The sequence below is a fragment of the Providencia sp. PROV003 genome, assembly GCF_045040775.1.
Lineage (GTDB): Bacteria > Pseudomonadota > Gammaproteobacteria > Enterobacterales > Enterobacteriaceae > Providencia > Providencia huashanensis.
Genome location: NZ_CP096369.1, coordinates 979,007 through 998,572 on the forward strand (window position 1 = coordinate 979,007; position 19,566 = coordinate 998,572).

Sequence of the window (19,566 nt, forward strand, 5' to 3'; positions counted from 1 at the left end):
GATGTTACAACCAAAGCGTACAAAATTCCGTAAGGTGCACAAAGGCCGCAACCGTGGTCTAGCGCAAGGTACGGATGTTAGCTTCGGCACTTTCGGTCTTAAAGCTGTTGGCCGTGGTCGTCTGACTGCACGTCAGATCGAAGCGGCACGTCGTGCTATGACCCGTGCTATTAAGCGTCAAGGTAAAATCTGGATCCGTGTGTTCCCAGACAAACCAATCACTGAGAAACCACTCGAAGTTCGTATGGGTAAAGGTAAAGGTAACGTAGAATATTGGGTTGCCTTAATCCAGCCTGGTAAAGTTTTATACGAAATGGACGGTGTGCCTGAAGAGCTGGCTCGTGAGGCATTCTCTCTGGCAGCAGCGAAACTGCCTATCAAAACCACCTTTGTAACTAAGACGGTGATGTAATGAAAGCACAAGAGCTGCGCGAAAAAAGCGTTGAAGAGCTGAATGCTGAACTTTTGAACTTGTTACGTGAACAATTTAATTTACGTATGCAGGCTGCAAGTGGTCAGCTACAACAGTCTCATCTGTTGAAACAAGTGCGTCGTGATATCGCACGTGTGAAGACTTTACTGACTGAGAAGGCAGGTGCGTAATGAGCGATAAAATCCGTACTCTGCAAGGTCGTGTAGTTAGCGATAAAATGGAGAAATCTATTGTTGTTGCTATCGAGCGTATGGTGAAACACCCTCTGTATGGTAAATTCATCCGTCGTACGACTAAATTGCACGTACATGACGAGAACAATGAATGTGGAATCGGTGACGTGGTAGAAATCCGCGAAACTCGTCCACTGTCTAAGACTAAGTCTTGGGCCTTAGTTCGCGTTGTAGAAAAAGCTGTTCTGTAATAGAATAGACTTTTCTGATGAATAAACGGCTCTTATTTGATTGAGCCGTTTATTTTTTTCTGTCCAACTCGATGATGTGGTGTTATAATGCCGCGCCCTCGTAGTATGGGTATATTTGAACGGCCTCTTCATAATGAGGTGGCTCAGTAGTAGTTGACATTTAGCGGAGCACTAAAATGATCCAAGAACAGACTATGCTGAACGTGGCCGACAACTCCGGTGCACGTCGCGTAATGTGTATCAAGGTTCTAGGTGGCTCGCACCGTCGCTATGCACATGTCGGCGACATCATTAAAATTACCGTTAAAGAAGCAATTCCACGCGGTAAAGTTAAAAAGGGTGATGTCCTGAAAGCGGTAGTGGTGCGCACCAAGAAGGGTGTACGTCGCCCTGACGGTTCTGTCATTCGCTTCGATGGTAATGCTTGTGTGTTATTAAATAACAACAGCGAGCAAGTAATCGGTACGCGTATTTTTGGGCCGGTAACTCGTGAACTTCGTAACGAGAAGTTTATGAAAATTATCTCTCTGGCACCTGAAGTACTCTAAGGAGCGAACTATGGCAGCGAAAATCCGTCGTGATGACGAAGTTATCGTGCTAACTGGGAAAGACAAAGGTAAGCGCGGTAAAGTAAAGCAGGTTATTTCTTCTGGTAAAGTTATCGTTGAAGGTATCAATCTGGTTAAAAAACATCAGAAGCCTGTACCGGCTCTGAACCAACCAGGTGGCATCGTTGAAAAAGAAGCGGCTATTCAAGTTTCTAACGTTGCAATCTTTAACGCGGCAACCGGTAAGGCTGACCGTGTAGGCTTTAGATTCGAAGACGGCAAAAAAGTCCGTTTCTTCAAATCTAACAGTGAAACTATCAAGTAATTTTTGGAGTATACGATGGCGAAACTGCATGATTACTATAAAGACGAAGTAGTTAATAAACTCATGACTGAGTTTAACTACACTTCTGTCATGCAAGTCCCTCGGGTCGAGAAGATCACCCTGAATATGGGTGTTGGTGAAGCGATTGCTGATAAAAAACTGCTGGATAACGCAGCAGCTGATTTAACAGCGATCTCAGGTCAAAAACCTTTGATCACCAAAGCACGCAAATCTGTTGCAGGCTTCAAAATCCGTCAGGGCTATCCAATCGGCTGTAAAGTAACCCTGCGTGGCGAACGCATGTGGGAGTTCCTTGAGCGTCTGATTTCTATTGCTGTACCACGTATTCGTGACTTCCGTGGCTTGCCCGCTAAGTCTTTCGATGGTCGCGGTAACTACAGCATGGGTGTTCGTGAACAAATCATCTTCCCTGAAATCGATTACGATAAAGTGGATCGCGTACGTGGTTTAGATATTACTATCACCACTACTGCGAAATCAGATGACGAAGGTCGCGCACTGTTAGCAGCGTTCAACTTCCCGTTCCGCAAGTAAGGCAGGGTACTCATGGCTAAGAAATCTATGAAAGCGCGTGATGTTAAACGTGCTAAATTAGCTGAGAAGTTCTTCGCAAAACGCGTAGAATTGAAAGCTATCATCTCTGATGTTAAAGCATCCGATGAAGATCGCTGGGACGCTGTTCTCAAGCTGCAAACACTGCCACGTGATTCAAGTCCTTCTCGTCAGCGTAACCGCTGCCGTCAAACAGGGCGTCCGCATGGTTTCCTGCGGAAGTTTGGTCTGAGCCGTATTAAAGTCCGTGAAGCCGCAATGCGCGGTGAAATCCCGGGCCTTAAAAAGGCAAGTTGGTAATTCCATTTGAATCACGGGAGTAAAGACAGATGAGCATGCAAGATCCCATCGCGGATATGCTGACCCGTATCCGTAACGGTCAGGCCGCGAACAAAGTTGCGGTCACCATGCCTTCCTCCAAGCTGAAAGTGGCAATTGCCAAAGTGCTGAAGGAAGAAGGTTATATCGAAGATTTTAAAATTGAAGGCGACATCAAGCCAGAATTGGAACTGACTTTACGTTATTTCCAAGGTAAGGCTGTCGTAGAAAGCATTCAGCGTGTAAGCCGCCCAAGCCTGCGCATCTATAAGAAAAAAGATGAGCTACCACAAGTTATGGCTGGGTTAGGTATCGCTGTTATTTCTACCTCTAAAGGTGTCATGACTGATCGTGCAGCTCGCCAAGCTGGTCTTGGTGGCGAGATTCTCTGCTACGTAGCTTAATTCGGGAGGAAAGAATGTCTCGTGTGGCAAAAGCACCCGTCGTCATTCCTGCCGGCGTAGAGGTAAAACTCAACGGTCAGGTTATTTCGATTAAGGGTAAAAACGGCGAGCTTAGTCGTACTATCCATAATGCAGTTGAAGTTAAAAACGAAGACAATCAGCTGACTTTCGCACCACGCGAAGGTTTCGCGGATGCATGGGCACAAGCGGGTACTACTCGTTCACTGTGTAATGCAATGGTTGTTGGTGTTACCGATGGCTTCACTAAAAAGCTTCAACTGGTCGGTGTTGGTTACCGTGCAGCAATCAAAGGCAATGCTGTAAGCTTGTCTTTAGGTTTCTCGCATCCGGTTGAACACGCACTGCCAGCAGGCATTACTGCTGAATGTCCAACACAAACTGAAATCGTACTGAAAGGTGCGGATAAGCAAGTGATTGGCCAAGTTGCAGCAGAACTGCGTGCTTACCGTCGTCCTGAACCTTATAAAGGTAAAGGTGTTCGTTACGCCGATGAAATCGTGCGTACCAAAGAGGCTAAGAAGAAGTAAGGTAACACTATGGATAAGAAAGCAGCTCGTATCCGTCGTGCGACCCGCGCACGCCGTAAGATCCAAGAGTTGGGTGCGACTCGCCTGGTGGTACATCGTACTCCACGCCATATTTATGCGCAGGTTATCGCACCGAACGGTTCTGAAACATTGGTTGCAGCTTCTACTACAGAAAAAGCTATCAATGAACAAGTTAAGTTTACTGGAAACAAAGACGCAGCAGCAATTGTTGGTAAATTAGTTGCAGAACGCGCACTGGAAAAAGGCATCAAAGTTGTTGCTTTTGACCGTTCTGGTTTCCAATATCATGGTAGAGTCCAGGCACTGGCAGATGCTGCCCGTGAAGCTGGCCTTCAGTTCTAAGGTAGAGGTGTAAGATGGCTCACATCGAGAAACAAGCTGGCGAACTGCAGGAAAAGCTGATCGCGGTAAACCGCGTAGCAAAAACCGTTAAAGGTGGCCGTATTTTCAGCTTTACCGCACTAACTGTAGTTGGTGATGGTAACGGTCGCGTTGGTTTTGGCTACGGCAAAGCGCGCGAAGTTCCGGCAGCAATCCAGAAAGCGATGGAAAAAGCCCGTCGCAGTATGAAAACCGTTGCTCTAAACAACGGCACATTGTTCCACCCTGTGAAAGGTACACACACTGGTTCTCGTGTGTTTATGCAACCTGCTCACGAAGGTACCGGTATCATTGCCGGCGGTGCAATGCGTGCTGTTTTAGAAGTAGCTGGAGTTCGCAACGTACTGGCTAAAACCTACGGTTCCACAAACCCAATCAACGTGGTTCGTGCAACACTGGATGCTTTAGACAGCATGAAGTCTCCAGAAATGGTCGCAGCTAAGCGTGGAAAATCCGTCGAAGAAATTCTGGGGTAATCGGCCATGGCTAAGACTATTAAAATTACACAAGTTCGCAGTTCAATCGGTCGTCTGCCTAAGCATAAGGCAACACTGGTCGGTTTAGGTCTGCGTCGCATTGGTCATACAGTAGAGCGCGAGGATACTCCTGCTGTACGTGGTATGGTCAACTTGGTTTCCTACATGGTTAAAGTTGAGGAGTAAGAGATGCGTTTAAATACTCTGTCTCCGGCTGAAGGTGCCAAGCACGCGCCTAAACGCGTAGGTCGTGGTATCGGTTCTGGTCTGGGTAAAACCGGCGGCCGTGGTCACAAAGGTCAGAAATCTCGTTCTGGCGGTGGCGTACGTCGTGGTTTCGAAGGCGGCCAGATGCCTTTATATCGTCGTCTGCCGAAATTCGGCTTCACTTCACGTAAAGCAATGATCACTGCAGAGATTCGTCTGTCTGATTTTGCTGCTGTTGAAGGCGATGTTATTGATCTGAACGCACTGAAAGCCGCGAACGTTGTTGGCATCCAGATTGAATATGCGAAAGTTATTCTGTCTGGCGAAGTGAACCGTGCAGTTACTGTACGTGGCCTTCGTGTTACTAAAGGTGCTCGCGCTGCAATCGAAGCTGCCGGCGGTAAAATTGAGGAATAAGTGACAGATGGCTAAACAACCAGGATTAGATTTTCAAAGTGCCAAGGGTGGAACTGGCGAACTTAAACGCAGACTTTTGTTTGTAATTGGTGCGCTAATTGTATTCCGAATTGGTTCTTTTATTCCAATCCCTGGTATTGATGCCACTGTGCTTGCCAAATTGCTCGAACAGCAACAAGGCACCATCATTGAAATGTTTAACATGTTCTCTGGTGGTGCTCTTAGCCGTGCTTCTATCTTTGCTTTGGGGATCATGCCGTATATCTCGGCGTCGATCATCATCCAATTATTATCTGTGGTTAATCCACGATTAGCAGAGATTAAGAAGGAAGGAGAAGCAGGTCGTCGGAAGATAAGCCAATATACTCGTTGGGGTACTCTGGTATTAGCAATATTCCAATCTATTGGTATTGCAATGGGTCTACCGAATATGCCAGGGATGCAAGGATTGGTTATTGATCCGGGTCTTCCATTCTACTTTACGGCTGTTGTTAGCTTAGTCACAGGGACAATGTTCTTAATGTGGTTAGGTGAACAGATAACTGAAAGAGGTATTGGTAACGGTATCTCTATCATTATCTTCGCTGGTATTGTTGCGGGGTTACCGCCGGCTATTGGCCATACCATCGAGCAAGCTCGGCAAGGCGACCTGCACTTCCTCCTGTTGCTGTTGGTTGCAGTATTAGTATTCGCGGTTACTTTCTTTGTTGTGTTTATGGAACGTGGTCAACGTCGTATTGTCGTTAATTACGCTAAACGTCAGCAGGGGCGCCGTGTTTATGCAGCACAAAGTACACATTTACCGTTAAAAGTGAATATGGCGGGTGTAATTCCTGCAATTTTTGCTTCCAGTATCATACTATTCCCGGGTACAATAGCTTCTTGGTTTGGTGATGGAACTGGCTGGGACTGGCTGACGACTATTTCTATGTATTTGCAGCCTGGTCAACCGTTATATGTGTTGCTTTATGCATCTGCGATCATCTTCTTCTGTTTCTTCTATACGGCGTTGGTTTTCAACCCAAGAGAAACAGCAGATAACCTGAAGAAGTCCGGTGCATTTGTACCAGGAATTCGTCCGGGAGAGCAAACGGCCAAGTACATTGATAAGGTAATGACTCGCTTGACATTAGTTGGCGCATTATATATTACCTTCATCTGCCTAATCCCGGAGTTCATGCGTGACGCAATGAAAGTACCTTTTTACTTTGGTGGTACTTCCCTCTTAATCGTGGTTGTTGTTATCATGGACTTTATGGCTCAAGTGCAAACTCTGATGATGTCAAGTCAGTATGAGTCTGCATTGAAGAAAGCAAACCTGAAAGGTAAATAATCACTCTGTGTGATTATGGTTTGCTTAGAAGTTACGGAGAGTAAAAATGAAAGTTCGTGCTTCCGTCAAGAAATTATGCCGTAACTGCAAAGTTATCCGTCGCAATGGTAGCGTTCGTGTAATTTGCAGTGTTGAGCCAAGACATAAACAACGTCAAGGCTAAGAAAAAGCATTTTTTTCTTGCAAAGTTGGGTTGAGCTGGCTAAATTAGCCAGCCAATCTTTTTTATCTAAGATACATTATTGTTTGAGTATCCTGAAAACGGGCTTTTCAGCACAGTAATGTATATTTTAACTTAGGAGTGCATAGTGGCCCGTATAGCAGGCATTAACATTCCTGATCATAAACATACCGTAATCGCTTTAACATCGATTTTCGGAATCGGCAAAACACGTTCACAGGCTATCTGTGAAGCAACTGGTATTGCTGAAAATGTTAAGATCAGTGAACTGTCTGAAGAACAAATCGACAAGCTGCGTGACGAAGTTGCCAAGTATGTTGTAGAAGGTGACCTACGTCGTGAAATTACCCTGAGCATCAAGCGTCTAATGGACCTTGGTTGTTACCGTGGTTTACGTCATCGTCGTGGTCTTCCTGTGCGCGGACAGCGTACTAAGACTAACGCTCGTACCCGCAAGGGTCCGCGTAAGCCGATCAAGAAATAAGTCGGGGTACTGAATAATGGCAAAGGCACCAATTCGTGCACGTAAGCGTGTAAGAAAACAAGTCTCAGACGGTGTGGCTCATATCCATGCTTCTTTCAACAACACAATCGTTACTATTACTGATCGTCAAGGTAACGCATTAGGTTGGGCAACTGCCGGTGGTTCCGGTTTCCGTGGTTCTCGCAAATCCACTCCGTTTGCAGCTCAGGTTGCAGCAGAGCGTTGCGCAGAAGCTGTGAAAGAATACGGAATTAAAAACTTGGAAGTTATGGTTAAGGGACCGGGTCCGGGTCGCGAATCAACAATTCGTGCTCTGAACGCCGCAGGTTTTCGCATCACTAATATTACTGATGTGACTCCTATCCCTCATAACGGTTGTCGCCCACCGAAAAAACGTCGCGTTTAATACGTATCGTTTTTTAGGACTGTTGGAGAAAGAAAATGGCTAGATATTTGGGTCCTAAGCTCAAGCTGAGCCGTCGCGAAGGAACAGACCTCTTTCTGAAGTCTGGTGTTCGCGCGATTGACACCAAGTGTAAATTAGAACAGGCACCAGGCCAGCACGGAGCGCGTAAACCGCGTCTGTCTGACTATGGTGTTCAGTTACGTGAAAAACAAAAAGTTCGTCGTATCTACGGTGTTCTGGAGCGTCAATTCCGTAACTATTATAAAGAAGCAACACGTCTGAAAGGCAACACAGGTGAAAACCTGCTGACTTTGCTGGAAGGCCGTCTTGATAACGTAGTTTACCGTATGGGCTTTGGCGCAACTCGCGCAGAAGCACGTCAAATGGTTAGCCATAAGGCTATCATGGTAAATGGTCGCGTAGTTAATATCGCTTCTTATCAGGTTTCCCCGAATGACGTTATCAGCGTTCGTGAGAAAGCTAAAAAACAGTCTCGTATTAAGGCTGCTTTAGAGCTGGCTGAACAGCGTGAGAAGCCAACTTGGCTGGAAGTTGATGCTGCTAAAATGGAAGGTGTGTTCAAACGTATTCCTGAACGTACTGACTTGTCTGCGGACATTAACGAACACCTGATCGTCGAGCTTTACTCCAAGTAAAGCTTAGCACCAAAGAGAGGACACAATGCAGGGTTCTGTGACAGAGTTTCTAAAACCGCGCCTGGTAGATATCGAGCAAGTGAGTTCGACGCACGCTAAGGTGACCCTTGAGCCTTTAGAGCGTGGCTTTGGCCATACTCTTGGTAACGCACTGCGCCGTATTCTGCTTTCGTCTATGCCGGGTTGTGCGGTGACAGAGGTTGAGATTGATGGTGTACTGCATGAGTACAGCACCAAAGAAGGTGTACAGGAAGATATCCTGGAGATTCTCCTCAACCTGAAAGGGCTGGCGGTAAAAGTTCAGGGGAAAGATGAAGTTATTTTAACCTTGAATAAATCTGGCATTGGCCCTGTGACTGCAGCCGACATCATCCATGATGGTGATGTCGAAATCGTCAAGCCACAGCACATCATCTGCCACCTGACTGACGAAAGCGCATCTATTAATATGCGAATTAAAGTACAGCGTGGTCGTGGTTATGTGCCGGCTTCTGCCCGAGTTCATTCGGAAGAAGATGAGCGCCCAATCGGTCGTTTGTTAGTCGATGCTTGCTACAGCCCAGTAGAGCGTATTGCCTATAATGTTGAAGCAGCTCGTGTTGAGCAACGTACGGACTTGGATAAGTTAGTTATTGAAATGGAAACTAACGGTACAATCGATCCTGAAGAGGCGATTCGCCGTGCAGCGACCATTCTAGCTGAACAACTTGAAGCATTCGTTGATTTACGTGATGTACGTCAACCGGAAGTTAAAGAAGAGAAGCCAGAATTCGATCCTATCTTACTGCGCCCAGTTGACGATCTGGAATTGACTGTCCGCTCTGCTAACTGCCTCAAAGCAGAAGCTATCCACTACATCGGTGATCTGGTACAGCGTACAGAAGTTGAGTTGCTTAAAACGCCTAACCTCGGTAAGAAATCTCTTACTGAAATTAAGGACGTCTTGGCATCTCGTGGTCTTTCTCTGGGCATGCGCTTAGAAAATTGGCCACCAGCAAGTATTGCTGATGATTAAGATCACAGGTTAAGGTTTTACTGAGAAGGATAAGGTCATGCGCCATCGTAAGAGTGGTCGTCAATTGAACCGCAACAGCAGCCACCGCCAAGCTATGTTCCGTAACATGGCTGGTTCTTTAGTTCGTCATGAGATCATCAAGACGACTCTGCCTAAAGCGAAAGAACTGCGTCGCGTCGTTGAGCCGCTGATTACTCTTGCCAAGACCGACAGCGTAGCTAATCGTCGTCTGGCATTCGCACGTACTCGTGATAACGAGATCGTTGCAAAATTATTTAATGAACTGGGACCTCGTTTCGCAGCTCGTGCAGGTGGTTACACTCGTATTCTTAAGTGTGGCTACCGCACAGGTGACAATGCTCCGATGGCTTACATCGAGCTTGTTGACCGTGCTGTTGAGTCTCAAGAAGCAGCAGCAGAGTAATCTGTCGTCGCTTTCAAGAAAACCGGGTATATTGCCCGGTTTTTTTGTACCTGCTATTCTTACTTTTCCAAAGCAGATTTTGTGCTCTTGAATTTTTTGTTGTTAACCCTTATTTATAGGTAAGCGTTCATGAGTATGTATAAGATTGGCGAAATAGCTAAATTAGCTGATGTCACTCCAGACACCATCCGTTTTTATGAGAAACAAGGTTTGATGGGACATAAAATAAGAACTGAAGGTGGCTATCGACTATTTACAGAACAGGATTTGCAGCGATTACGCTTTATTCGCTATGCAAAACAGTTAGGGTTTACTTTGGATGCTATTGCAGAGTTACTTTCAATAAGAGTTGATCCGGAACATCATACATGCCAAGAATCCAAGCAAATTGTTGATGTTAGGTTACTAGAAGTTGAAAAAAAAATACAAGAGCTTATTATTATGCGCGATTCACTGAAGATGCTTAGCTCAGCATGTTGTGGTGAGGAACATGCAACAACCTATTGTTCAATTATGGAGATTTTAGAAAAAGGTGCTTCTAAAGTTTATTAAGGATATAAAACCCACTAATTATATGAAGGTATATCATGAGTAAATATCAACATAAGCGTGGTGAGATTAAAGATAATGCAATTGTAGCATTACTTCATGACCCATTATTTCGTCAAAGAGTTGAGAAAAATAAAAAAGGTAAAGGAAGTTATACAAGAAAAGGGAAAAATAATAAGGCAGGTAACTGGGAGGCCAGTGGTAATAGGTTTATTTACTTATTACCACTGGCCTTTTAGTTATTTTTTATTCTGTTCTTTTAATAAATCACGAATTTCTGATAATAAGACTTCTTCAGTTGATGGTGGTGCAGGCTCAGCTGGAGCAGCTTCTTTTGCACGGCGAACTTTATTCATTGCTTTAATTGCCATAAAAATAGCAAAGGCGACAATAATAAAGTCAAATACAGTTTGTAAAAACATCCCATAATTAAGTACTACGGCTGGTAAGTCACCTTGCGCTTCTTTTAGAACAATACTAAATGATTTGAAATCAACACCTCCGATGATTAAACCTAGTGGAGGCATGATGACATCAGCAACTAGAGAAGATACAATTTTACCGAAAGCAGCACCAATAATAATACCGACAGCCATATCTACTACATTGCCTTTCATGGCAAATTCACGGAAATCTTTTAAAAAGCTCATTCGACGACCCCTTAATAAATACCTTAATTGAAACAAAATGTGTATTAGGTTAATAAATTATAGTCGCTAGAATTAATAAGCTACAAATATTTATACATTTTTATTTTTTATAAAAAGAATGGACTTGGCTGGAATAGTTTTTCAACATCAGGGACATGTTTTTTATCTGTAATAAACATGATGACATGGTCGCCTTGTTCAATAATATGGTAATCGCTAGCAATAATTACTTCTTCTTCGCGAACTATTGCCCCAATAATTGTACCTGGCGGAAGTTTAATCTCTGATATTTTTTTACCAACAACTTTAGATGTATTCTCATCGCCGTGTGCAATTGCTTCGATTGCTTCAGCAACACCTCTTCTTAATGATGAAACATTCACAATATCGGCTTTTCTCACATGACTTAATAAAGCTGAAATTGTCGCTTGCTGTGGTGAAATTGCAATATCAATAACCCCACCTTGCACAAGTTCAACATAAGCTGAGCGTTGAATAAGTACCATTGCTTTTTTAGCGCCCATCTTTTTTGCTAGCATGGCAGACATAATATTAGCTTCATCGTCATTTGTAAGAGCAATAAATACATCCATCTGTTCAATGTGTTCTTCCGTTAGTAACTCTTGATCAGATGCATCACCATAAAAAACGATAGTATCATGCAATAACTCAGCAAGTTCTGTTGCACGTTGTTGGTTTCGCTCAATTAATTTTACACTGTAGTCTTTTTCAAGCCTTCTAGCTAAACCTGCACCAACATTACCACCGCCAACAATCATTAAACGTTTATAAGGTTTTTCCAGTCTTTGTAGTTCACTCATGACTGCTCTGATATGTTGTGTTGAAGCGACGAAAAATACCTCATCACCCGCTTCAATAATAGTTGAGCCTTGTGGGCGGATTGGTCTGTCTTGACGAAATATTGCCACGACACGAGTATCGATATGAGGCATGTGTTCACGTAAACTGGATAAGGCGTTGCCTACAAGTGATCCCCCATAATAGGCTTTTACTGCCACAATGCTGACTTTACCTTCCGCAAAATTAACGACCTGGAGCGCACCTGGATATTGGATTAATTTATAAATGTAATCTATCACTAACTGCTCTGGCGATATCAAATAATCAATAGGGATCTGTTCAGGTAGAAAGAGCTTATCCGCTTCACGAATATATTCGGTTGCCCTAATACGAGCAATTTTATTAGGTGTATTAAATAGGCTATATGCAATTTGGCAAGCAATCATATTTGTTTCGTCAGAGTTAGTGACGGCAACTAGCATGTCTGCGTCTTCGGCTCCAGCATCACGAAGGACTCTAGGATGAGAACCATGGCCATTAACGACACGCAGATCAAACTGATCTTGTAGCTGACGTAGGCGATCTCCGTCTGTATCAACTACTGTAATATCATTGTTCTCATCAACTAAATTTTCAGCAAGAGTCCCACCAACTTGCCCAGCGCCTAGAATAATGATCTTCATTGCATATTCCTATATCAGGTAATTAACGACTTATTATTGTACTTTTTTTATTAAGCGTGCATAAAAAAAGCCATCACCACCATCGGTAGTTGGCAATATTTGTAACCCTAATTTGGTTCCATCATTTAGGCATGCATCAGTATGCTTAGTTAGGAAATTTTCTATTTGCTGGCTGTTTTCTTCAGGCATAATTGAACAAGTCGCATATAGCAAAGTCCCGCCTGGTTTTAAATAAGGCCAAATAGCTTCAAGTATTTGAGCCTGTAGCTGTGCAAGTTCATTGATATCAGTATCACGGCGTAGCCATTTAATATCAGGATGGCGCCTTATTACACCGGTTGCAGAGCAAGGTGCATCTAGTAAAATGCGGTCAAATTGCTGTTCTTTCGCCCATTTTTCTGGTTGAGTACCATCACCTTGAACAACTGTTGCATGTTGTTGTAGCCGTGTTAGATTTTCTTTTACCCTTTTAAGGCGAGCATCATCAATATCGACCGCGAGTACTTTCGCTTTTGGCGCTAACTCTAAAATATGTGTTGTTTTCCCACCAGGTGCTGCACATAAATCTAGGATGCTTTCACCATCTTGGGGTTGTAATAGTTCAGCACAACCTTGAGCGGACACATCTTGCACTGTACACCAACCTTCTTCAAAGCCCGGTAGTTTAGAAACTGCGGTTGGTTCATGCAAACGAATAGCACTGGTATGCGTGGCATGTACATCCGCAGCTATGTCAGCCTGTTTGAGTAAATCAAGATATTGAGTTGCGGTATGGTGCTGAGAGTTGACCCTTAACCACATAGGTGGGCGTTGGTTATTTGCATCTGTGATTGATTGCCATTCATCAGGATAGGCATTTTGTATGCGTTTCAATAACCAACTCGGATGTAAATACTGGCTATTGTTGTTAGCAATGCGTTCTTCTAATTGTGTTTGTTGGCGCTGGAATGAACGCAAAACCCCATTAACCAGCCCTTTTAGTTGTGGGCGTTTTAAGGCAACAGCGCCATTGACTGTTTCCGCCAATGCGGCATGCGCCGGAATTCGAGTATAAAGAAGTTGATAAATACCCACCATGATGAGGTAGTGAAGCGCTCTTTGCTTACCTGTTAATGGTTTTTCCATAAGCTGGCCAATGAACCATTCTAGTTTAGGTAAGTAACGTAAGACACCAAAACAAATCTCTTGTAATAGTGCTTTATCTTTATCATTGATATTGCGTTGTAAATCGGGCAACACAGTATTTAAGGATTGTCCATTATCAAGAACTTGACTGATTGCTGTTGCTGCGATACTTCGCAAATTATATGTATTTTTCATAAAAGAAGATGAACTTTGTAGTTGCTAAAATAAAACTGCCTGATGATATCAGGCAGTTTACAGATTTATTAATCTAGAATTTGCTCTGGAGTAAACCATTCACGACGGGAGTTTAGTATATCTTGCGCACTCATTGCTTTTTTGCCTGGTGGTTGTAACTGAGTGATATTCAGTATGCCATTACCCGTGGCAATGCTTATCCCTTTTTTATCGGCGCTAATGATTGTTCCTGGCTGTTTATTGTGAGTCCCAGAGATTACTTCAGCTTGCCATACTTTGATTAGCTGCTCTTCAACCGTAAAATGACTCATAGGCCAAGGGTTAAATGCGCGGATACAGCGTTCGATGTGGCTGGCATCTTGTTGCCAATCAATACGCGCTTCTTCCTTAGATAATTTTTCGGCATAATTAGCCAGCGAATCATCCTGCTTTTCTGGGACACATTGGCCTAACGACAACATATCTACGGTATGGATCAATGCTTGTGGACCAGTTATCGCTAGCTTTTCATACAATGTAGCACTTGTATCGTGGGGGGTAATCGGGCAAATTGCCTTATAAAGCATATCACCTGTGTCTAAACCTGCATCCATTTGCATAATAGTGACGCCCGTTTCAGCATCGCCAGCCCAAATAGAACGTTGAATAGGAGCAGCTCCTCGCCAACGAGGTAGTAAAGAGCCGTGAACATTTAGGCAGCCTAAACGAGGAATATCTAAAACAGCTTGTGGCAGAATTAACCCATAGGCAACGACGATCATTAGGTCTGCATTTCTTTCTTTGATCCATTGTTGATTTTCAGCATCTCGAAGCGATACAGGTTGAAAAACAGGAAGTTGGTGCTCTTCAGCTAGAACTTTAACCGGACTTGGTGTTAGTTTTTTCCCTCTACCCGCAGGTTTATCGTGGCGAGTAAGTACACCAACAATTTGGTGATTCGTTTCTAAAAGCGCGGCTAAATGTTTAGCAGCAAAATCCGGAGTACCCGCAAAGATAATTTTTAATGGTTCTGACACGTTAATTTCCCTGTTTATAGTTACCAAACTAGCTATTTTTTAGCCTCTTTTGCTCTTTGTCTATCCAGTTTTTCAACTTTTTGGCGGATGCGTTGACGTTTTAAAGGGGATAAATAATCAACAAACAGCTTACCAACAAGGTGATCCATTTCATGTTGGATACAAATAGCTAATAAACCATCCGCTTCAAGCTCAAAAGATTCTCCGTTGTAATCTAAAGCCTTAACTTTTACTTGCTCTGCTCGCGGCACAAACCCATGCTGTTCAGGAATAGAAAGACAACCCTCTTCGATACCAGTTTCTCCTGATTTATCTAATAATTCAGGGTTAATAAGTACTAGACGTTCATCACGGGTTTCAGAAACATCAATAACAATAATACGCTGGTGGATATCGACTTGTGTTGCTGCGAGCCCAATACCTTCTTCTTCATACATGGTATCGAACATATCATCAATGATGCGCTGAATAGAGGCATCAACTTTTTCGACCGGCTTAGCAATTGTGCGTAAGCGTTCGTCTGGGTAATGTAACACGTTTAAGACTGACATAAATTTTTCGAGCAGTTTCCAAAAAGTGAATGGGAATTAATGACTATTCTAGACATTTCTCCGTCATATTGACAGTATTGGTTATCATTTGTTCACTGAAGAACCTATTTACTAATTTAGTCAGGATGACAAAATGAATACTCAAGAAATCTGGCTGAGAATGTCACAGGTAAAAAAGCTATTACCTCAGCGTGCAGTAAAAATAGTTAATGAGTTAACACTGTTAGATAAGGTTAGTCATCAAGCCTTACGAGACTGTGGTCTGAATGAGATGCAGCAATTGCAATTTCTTCATGTTCCAATGAATCGAATCGAAAAAGTACAAAAATGGCTCGCTAATCAAAATCATCAATTAATTACTTATCTTGACCCTAATTACCCACATCTCTTAAAGCAAATTTATCGTCCTCCCCTATTACTTTTTGTGGTGGGGCAAAGTGAATTGTTAGCAACGCCACAGGTTGCTTTAATTGGTAGCCGGCAAGCTAGCGAATATGGTCGAAAATGGACCAATATATTTACTAAAGACTTTGTGCAGCATGGGGTGACTATCACGAGTGGGCTTGCAATCGGTATTGATGGAATAAGCCACAAAGCTGCGCTTGACAATGATGGTAAAACCATCGCAGTTCTGGGAAGTGGTCTAGAAAATATTTATCCAAAACAACATTATGGGTTAGCTGAGCATATTAAAATGAATGGGGCACTAATTTCCGAATACTGGCCTAGCACTCCCCCATTACCCAAGCAGTTTCCGCAGCGAAATCGTATCATTAGCGGGTTAAGTAAAGCAGTTGTTGTGATAGAGGCAGGTATGAAAAGTGGTTCATTAATAACAGCGCGATATGCAATTGAACAAAATCGTGATCTTTTTACATTACCTGCTCCATTAGGTAACCCTGCGTTTGGAGGGAATCATTGGTTATTACAACAGGGGGCTTATTTATTAATAGAACCAAATGATGTTTTGCAGCATTTAGTTGATGGGTTAAATTGGATTCAAACGGAGTTACCTATAAATGAAAACCCACTTGAGTTTAATGTGGTAGAAAATAAAATTTTAGGTATGGTGGGGTACAAACCTACACCAGTAGATGTGATTGCAGAACAAACACAAGTCCCAATCACTCAAGTGATTTCTATTTTAACTGAAATGGAAATTAATGGAGTGATTTGCTCAAGTGCTGGTGGGTATATTAGATTAACTTAGCTTTATCGGCTAAAGAAAGTAGAGAATGATATGTCGAAACAGCTGCCTTTTGATACAGAAAAAAATGAATATTGCCCAGAATGTAACTCTATATTGGTGATCCGTAATAGTACACACGGCCCTTTTTTAGGTTGCTCAAGTTATCCTCAGTGCAATTATATGCGTCCACTTAGGGCAATGGTGGAAAGCCATATCATTAAAGTTTTAGACGGGCAATCTTGTCCGAAATGTGGTCATGATTTAGTGCTGAAACAAGGCCGATTTGGCATGTTCATAGGTTGTAGTAACTACCCTGAGTGTGAACATATTGAGCTAATTGATAAGCCGGATGAAACTAAAATTCCATGCCCACAATGCCAAAAAGGAAATTTATTGCAAAGAAAATCCCGTTTTGGGAAGACTTTTTATGCTTGTGATAATTACCCTAACTGTCAGTTTATATTAAATAATAAACCTGTGACTGGTAAATGTTTGTATTGTGAATATCCATTATTGATGGAAAAAAAGGGGGGACAAGGAGTAAGATTATTTTGTGCCAGTAAACGTTGCGGTAAGCAACAAGAAGAATAACGAGTTAAAATTATGCCAAATAAATCTACACCTGCAATTGAAAGTATTATTGTTTCATTACAAAAAGGGGAAGTTATTGCCTATCCAACGGAAGCTGTTTTTGGATTAGGTTGCGACCCTGATAACGAAAATGCAGTCAACAAGTTATTAGAACTAAAGCAACGCCCTTGGGAGAAAGGTTTAATTCTGATTGCTGATAGTTACGAACAATTAAAAGACTATGTTGATGATAAACAACTCACGGAAGAACAAAAGCAAGCGATGTTCGCAACTTGGCCGGGCCCTGTAACCTGGGTGATCCCCGCGAAAGCCTCTACACCAAAGTGGTTAACTGGCCGATTTGATACTTTAGCGGTGAGGGTTACTACTCACGAGTTAGTAAAAAAATTATGTCGTGAATATGGTAAACCGTTGGTGTCTACAAGCGCTAATTTAAGTGGGCTAGAGCCATGTAGAACAACAAATGAGGTTATTGCTCAATTCAACAAAAGTATTCCTGTTTTGGATGGGGTGGTTGGCGGTCGCCAAAACCCATCTGAAATTAGGGATGCTAAAACGGGTCAATTGTATCGTAAAGGGTAATGTTCATGGAAATGTTTGCGGTTTTTGGTAACCCGATTCAACACAGTAAATCACCATCTATACATAAAATGTTTGCGGAGCAAACAGGTATACTACTTGAATACGAAAAAATTTTAGCGCCTGTAGATAACTTTGAGCTCAGTTTAGCCGAATTTTTTTCTCAGGGGGGGAAAGGTGCAAACATTACTTTGCCATTTAAAGAAAGGGCATATCAGCTTGTTTCTGAGTTAACGGAAAGAGCCCAAGCCTGTGGCGCAGTTAATACTGTGATGAAGTTAGATGATAACCGCCTGCTTGGTGATAATACCGATGGCATGGGCCTATTGTTAGACCTCCAACGCTTAGAATTTATTCACCCGAATAGCAAGATACTAATGATCGGAGCTGGTGGGGCAACTCGGGGAGCGCTACTCCCCCTCTTGGAATATGGATGTAACATTACTCTAACGAATAGAACGTATGCCAAAGTAGAAACATTAGTTAATGAGTTTTCTTCACTAGGTAACATAAAAGGGATGCAGATCGAACAGATCAACTCTCCTGATTTTGATCTAATTATTAATGCAACTTCATCGGGTGTAAGTGGTGATATCCCGACAATAAACTCACTGATATTTACCAAACAAGTTGCTTGTTACGATATGTTTTATCAATCTACATTGACGCCATTTTTATCTTTTGCATGTGAACATCAGGTGACAAAAATAGCGGATGGCCTTGGTATGCTTGTAGGGCAAGCTGCATTTTCTTTTAAGCTATGGCATGGTGTTCTCCCTGAAATTACGCCAGTTCTATCTGCTTTATATAAGGAGTTGAAAGGGTGAACCAGCAAATTCAATTTCCTGATAGAGAAGAGTGGGATGAATTATCCAAGCAAGTACGTTTTCCTGTATTGATTAGCGGAATGCTTGCTGAATGTGCAGTTCCTCAGTCATTATTGTTTCAACGCTATGGTAAAGAAGAAACTCCTCTGAGGTTATTTCAGCAGCATCGATGGGATATAGAAGAAGAGTTTGAAGCCTTGATTGAACAAGGCCACGATGGCGCATATGGGCTTTACGTATTATCAGAGGCTAAATAGTTGTTTTTCCATTCGACATAGTTGTTTGCTGAATAACGCAAATGGCCTAACTCAGCATCAGTCAATTTTCGGATGGCTTTTGCTGGGCTTCCCGTATATAAGTAGCCAGATTCGAGTCTTTTCCCTTGAGTCACTAAACTGTTAGCACCAATAACGACATCATCTTCGATGATAGCCCCATCAATGATAATTGAGCCCATTCCAACTAGCACTCTATTTCCTATAGTACACCCATGTAGCATCACTTTATGACCTACGGTGACATCTTCACCAATGATTAGCGGGTTACCAGTAGGATTGCTACTTGATTTATGAGTAACATGCAAAACACAACCATCCTGAATGTTAGTCCTTGCGCCGATAGATATATAATTTACGTCACCACGTAAAACTGAAAGTGGCCAAATACTAACATCATTAGCTAAACGTACATCTCCAATCACAACTGCGGAAGGGTCAATAAAGACACTTGGTTCGACAGAAGGGGATATTCCTAGATAAGGGCGTAAAAGTTTGTTCATTTCTATGACCATTAAAAATATCAATATAAAGGTTAGAAACTAAAATAGTTAGTTCATCAACAATGGGAGTACCTAACAAGTTTCATTAAAGTAGGATTATAGGCAGAAATTAGCTTTTTTTATAACCATAATGAAGCTAAAAAACACAGAGTGATGATTTTATCCCCAAACGGCATTTTTTTTTAAAAAAAAGGTTGTGTAATTCTAATACCTCCCTATAATGCGCATCCGTTGTCACGATAAACCGGCTCGAAGAAAACCTCGAAGCCTTGTGATAACAGAGGTGAGAAAGAAAAAGTTGAAAATAAATGCTTGACTTTCTAAATAAAAAACGTAATATACGTCACCTCGCGACAACGACCTAAGTTAATAAAAACTGAGTCGAATTTCCAAAAGAAATGTCGCAACGCTCTTTAACAATTTATCAGACAATCTGTGTGGGCACTCACAGGACACTA

33 protein-coding genes are annotated in these 19,566 nt (G+C 42.6%); 27 read left to right on the forward strand and 6 right to left on the reverse strand.

The annotated features are described in order from the left end of the window. The first annotated feature begins 1 nt into the window (after window position 1). From rplP to M1F14_RS04455, 22 genes are all read left to right on the forward strand, one after another. Window positions 2-412, forward strand: a complete 411-nt coding sequence (gene rplP, locus M1F14_RS04350; protein WP_004265436.1) for a 50S ribosomal protein L16 — start codon at window positions 2-4, stop codon at window positions 410-412. Then, on the forward strand, window positions 412-603 hold the full coding sequence (gene rpmC / locus M1F14_RS04355; protein ID WP_004265442.1) for a 50S ribosomal protein L29: 192 nt from the start codon (window positions 412-414) through the stop codon (window positions 601-603). Before rplP ends, rpmC begins: the two co-directional genes overlap by 1 nt. Beyond that, window positions 603-857 (forward strand): 30S ribosomal protein S17, encoded by a 255-nt coding sequence (rpsQ, locus tag M1F14_RS04360; protein ID WP_042847566.1) that lies wholly within the window; start codon window positions 603-605, stop codon window positions 855-857. Before rpmC ends, rpsQ begins: the two co-directional genes overlap by 1 nt. A gap of 176 nt (window positions 858-1,033) precedes the next feature. Continuing rightward, window positions 1,034-1,405 (forward strand): 50S ribosomal protein L14, encoded by a 372-nt coding sequence (gene rplN, locus M1F14_RS04365; RefSeq protein WP_004265449.1) that lies wholly within the window; start codon window positions 1,034-1,036, stop codon window positions 1,403-1,405. A 10-nt stretch (window positions 1,406-1,415) separates the two neighbouring features. After that, window positions 1,416-1,730, forward strand: coding sequence for a 50S ribosomal protein L24 (rplX, locus tag M1F14_RS04370; protein ID WP_042847564.1), 315 nt, complete (start codon window positions 1,416-1,418; stop codon window positions 1,728-1,730). A gap of 15 nt (window positions 1,731-1,745) precedes the next feature. Further along, a complete protein-coding gene (gene rplE, locus M1F14_RS04375; protein ID WP_006816328.1) occupies window positions 1,746-2,285 on the forward strand; it encodes a 50S ribosomal protein L5 in 540 nt (179 codons plus the stop codon). Window positions 2,286-2,297: 12 nt separating this feature from the next. Continuing rightward, window positions 2,298-2,603: a 30S ribosomal protein S14 gene (gene rpsN, locus M1F14_RS04380; RefSeq protein ID WP_004265458.1), complete on the forward strand. Its 306-nt coding sequence runs from the start codon at window positions 2,298-2,300 to the stop codon at window positions 2,601-2,603. 29 nt (window positions 2,604-2,632) lie between these two features. Further along, on the forward strand, window positions 2,633-3,025 hold the full coding sequence (gene rpsH / locus M1F14_RS04385) for a 30S ribosomal protein S8 (RefSeq protein ID WP_042847562.1): 393 nt from the start codon (window positions 2,633-2,635) through the stop codon (window positions 3,023-3,025). Window positions 3,026-3,039: 14 nt separating this feature from the next. Further along, window positions 3,040-3,573 carry a 50S ribosomal protein L6 gene (rplF, locus tag M1F14_RS04390; RefSeq protein ID WP_042847560.1) on the forward strand — a complete coding sequence of 178 codons (534 nt, stop codon included), beginning with the start codon at window positions 3,040-3,042 and terminating at the stop codon, window positions 3,571-3,573. 9 nt (window positions 3,574-3,582) lie between these two features. Then, a complete protein-coding gene (gene rplR, locus M1F14_RS04395; protein WP_042847557.1) occupies window positions 3,583-3,936 on the forward strand; it encodes a 50S ribosomal protein L18 in 354 nt (117 codons plus the stop codon). A gap of 14 nt (window positions 3,937-3,950) precedes the next feature. Beyond that, complete coding sequence (rpsE, locus tag M1F14_RS04400; protein ID WP_004265471.1) at window positions 3,951-4,451, forward strand: 30S ribosomal protein S5; 501 nt, start codon at window positions 3,951-3,953, stop codon at window positions 4,449-4,451. A 6-nt stretch (window positions 4,452-4,457) separates the two neighbouring features. Next, on the forward strand, window positions 4,458-4,637 hold the full coding sequence (gene rpmD / locus M1F14_RS04405; RefSeq protein ID WP_004265475.1) for a 50S ribosomal protein L30: 180 nt from the start codon (window positions 4,458-4,460) through the stop codon (window positions 4,635-4,637). A 3-nt stretch (window positions 4,638-4,640) separates the two neighbouring features. Continuing rightward, window positions 4,641-5,075 (forward strand): 50S ribosomal protein L15, encoded by a 435-nt coding sequence (gene rplO / locus M1F14_RS04410; protein WP_004265478.1) that lies wholly within the window; start codon window positions 4,641-4,643, stop codon window positions 5,073-5,075. A 7-nt stretch (window positions 5,076-5,082) separates the two neighbouring features. Beyond that, entirely contained in the window at window positions 5,083-6,408 is a 1,326-nt protein-coding gene (gene secY / locus M1F14_RS04415) for a preprotein translocase subunit SecY (RefSeq protein WP_042847554.1), read from the forward strand. A 46-nt stretch (window positions 6,409-6,454) separates the two neighbouring features. Next, window positions 6,455-6,571, forward strand: coding sequence for a 50S ribosomal protein L36 (gene rpmJ / locus M1F14_RS04420; RefSeq protein ID WP_071548716.1), 117 nt, complete (start codon window positions 6,455-6,457; stop codon window positions 6,569-6,571). Window positions 6,572-6,716: 145 nt separating this feature from the next. Next, complete coding sequence (gene rpsM / locus M1F14_RS04425) at window positions 6,717-7,073, forward strand: 30S ribosomal protein S13 (RefSeq protein WP_004907144.1); 357 nt, start codon at window positions 6,717-6,719, stop codon at window positions 7,071-7,073. 16 nt (window positions 7,074-7,089) lie between these two features. Continuing rightward, window positions 7,090-7,479: a 30S ribosomal protein S11 gene (gene rpsK / locus M1F14_RS04430; RefSeq protein WP_002919257.1), complete on the forward strand. Its 390-nt coding sequence runs from the start codon at window positions 7,090-7,092 to the stop codon at window positions 7,477-7,479. Window positions 7,480-7,514: 35 nt separating this feature from the next. Continuing rightward, window positions 7,515-8,135, forward strand: coding sequence for a 30S ribosomal protein S4 (gene rpsD / locus M1F14_RS04435; RefSeq protein WP_004265487.1), 621 nt, complete (start codon window positions 7,515-7,517; stop codon window positions 8,133-8,135). A 25-nt stretch (window positions 8,136-8,160) separates the two neighbouring features. Continuing rightward, window positions 8,161-9,150: a DNA-directed RNA polymerase subunit alpha gene (locus tag M1F14_RS04440; protein WP_004265491.1), complete on the forward strand. Its 990-nt coding sequence runs from the start codon at window positions 8,161-8,163 to the stop codon at window positions 9,148-9,150. Window positions 9,151-9,187: 37 nt separating this feature from the next. After that, window positions 9,188-9,574: a 50S ribosomal protein L17 gene (gene rplQ, locus M1F14_RS04445; RefSeq protein ID WP_004907152.1), complete on the forward strand. Its 387-nt coding sequence runs from the start codon at window positions 9,188-9,190 to the stop codon at window positions 9,572-9,574. Window positions 9,575-9,709: 135 nt separating this feature from the next. Further along, complete coding sequence (zntR, locus tag M1F14_RS04450) at window positions 9,710-10,126, forward strand: Zn(2+)-responsive transcriptional regulator (protein WP_042847794.1); 417 nt, start codon at window positions 9,710-9,712, stop codon at window positions 10,124-10,126. Window positions 10,127-10,161: 35 nt separating this feature from the next. After that, a complete protein-coding gene (locus M1F14_RS04455; RefSeq protein WP_042847548.1) occupies window positions 10,162-10,362 on the forward strand; it encodes an alternative ribosome-rescue factor A in 201 nt (66 codons plus the stop codon). On the opposite strand, the gene mscL is transcribed toward M1F14_RS04455, so the two are convergent. The 5 genes from mscL to def form a co-directional block, all read right to left on the reverse strand. After that, window positions 10,363-10,773, reverse strand: a complete 411-nt coding sequence (gene mscL / locus M1F14_RS04460; RefSeq protein WP_042847544.1) for a large-conductance mechanosensitive channel protein MscL — start codon at window positions 10,771-10,773, stop codon at window positions 10,363-10,365. Between the two features lie 107 nt (window positions 10,774-10,880). Further along, the gene (trkA, locus tag M1F14_RS04465) at window positions 10,881-12,257 is read right to left on the reverse strand and encodes a Trk system potassium transporter TrkA (protein ID WP_042847541.1); all 1,377 of its coding nucleotides are present in this window, start codon (window positions 12,255-12,257) and stop codon (window positions 10,881-10,883) included. 33 nt (window positions 12,258-12,290) lie between these two features. Further along, window positions 12,291-13,577, reverse strand: coding sequence for a 16S rRNA (cytosine(967)-C(5))-methyltransferase RsmB (rsmB, locus tag M1F14_RS04470; protein WP_048605773.1), 1,287 nt, complete (start codon window positions 13,575-13,577; stop codon window positions 12,291-12,293). Between the two features lie 68 nt (window positions 13,578-13,645). Beyond that, window positions 13,646-14,593 (reverse strand): methionyl-tRNA formyltransferase, encoded by a 948-nt coding sequence (gene fmt / locus M1F14_RS04475; RefSeq protein ID WP_129467308.1) that lies wholly within the window; start codon window positions 14,591-14,593, stop codon window positions 13,646-13,648. Window positions 14,594-14,625: 32 nt separating this feature from the next. Continuing rightward, a complete protein-coding gene (gene def, locus M1F14_RS04480; RefSeq protein ID WP_042847534.1) occupies window positions 14,626-15,144 on the reverse strand; it encodes a peptide deformylase in 519 nt (172 codons plus the stop codon). Window positions 15,145-15,277: 133 nt separating this feature from the next. On the opposite strand from def, the gene dprA reads away from it, so the two are divergent. Genes dprA through M1F14_RS04505 form a run of 5 tightly spaced genes read left to right on the forward strand, consistent with a single transcriptional unit; the run spans window position 15,278 to window position 18,587 of the window. After that, window positions 15,278-16,354 carry a DNA-processing protein DprA gene (gene dprA, locus M1F14_RS04485; protein ID WP_042847533.1) on the forward strand — a complete coding sequence of 359 codons (1,077 nt, stop codon included), beginning with the start codon at window positions 15,278-15,280 and terminating at the stop codon, window positions 16,352-16,354. Between the two features lie 30 nt (window positions 16,355-16,384). Beyond that, the gene (locus tag M1F14_RS04490) at window positions 16,385-16,924 is read left to right on the forward strand and encodes a type I DNA topoisomerase (RefSeq protein ID WP_042847532.1); all 540 of its coding nucleotides are present in this window, start codon (window positions 16,385-16,387) and stop codon (window positions 16,922-16,924) included. A 12-nt stretch (window positions 16,925-16,936) separates the two neighbouring features. Further along, window positions 16,937-17,506: an L-threonylcarbamoyladenylate synthase type 1 TsaC gene (gene tsaC, locus M1F14_RS04495; RefSeq protein WP_042847531.1), complete on the forward strand. Its 570-nt coding sequence runs from the start codon at window positions 16,937-16,939 to the stop codon at window positions 17,504-17,506. 5 nt (window positions 17,507-17,511) lie between these two features. Continuing rightward, window positions 17,512-18,330: a shikimate dehydrogenase gene (aroE, locus tag M1F14_RS04500; RefSeq protein ID WP_048605776.1), complete on the forward strand. Its 819-nt coding sequence runs from the start codon at window positions 17,512-17,514 to the stop codon at window positions 18,328-18,330. Continuing rightward, window positions 18,327-18,587 carry a DUF1488 domain-containing protein gene (locus tag M1F14_RS04505; RefSeq protein ID WP_181468833.1) on the forward strand — a complete coding sequence of 87 codons (261 nt, stop codon included), beginning with the start codon at window positions 18,327-18,329 and terminating at the stop codon, window positions 18,585-18,587. Before aroE ends, M1F14_RS04505 begins: the two co-directional genes overlap by 4 nt. Here the strand turns inward: M1F14_RS04505 and M1F14_RS04510 are convergent. Next, window positions 18,563-19,108 (reverse strand): gamma carbonic anhydrase family protein, encoded by a 546-nt coding sequence (locus M1F14_RS04510; protein WP_042847528.1) that lies wholly within the window; start codon window positions 19,106-19,108, stop codon window positions 18,563-18,565. The two genes, M1F14_RS04505 and M1F14_RS04510, sit on opposite strands and share 25 nt — an antisense overlap. Window positions 19,109-19,566 lie beyond the last annotated feature (458 nt).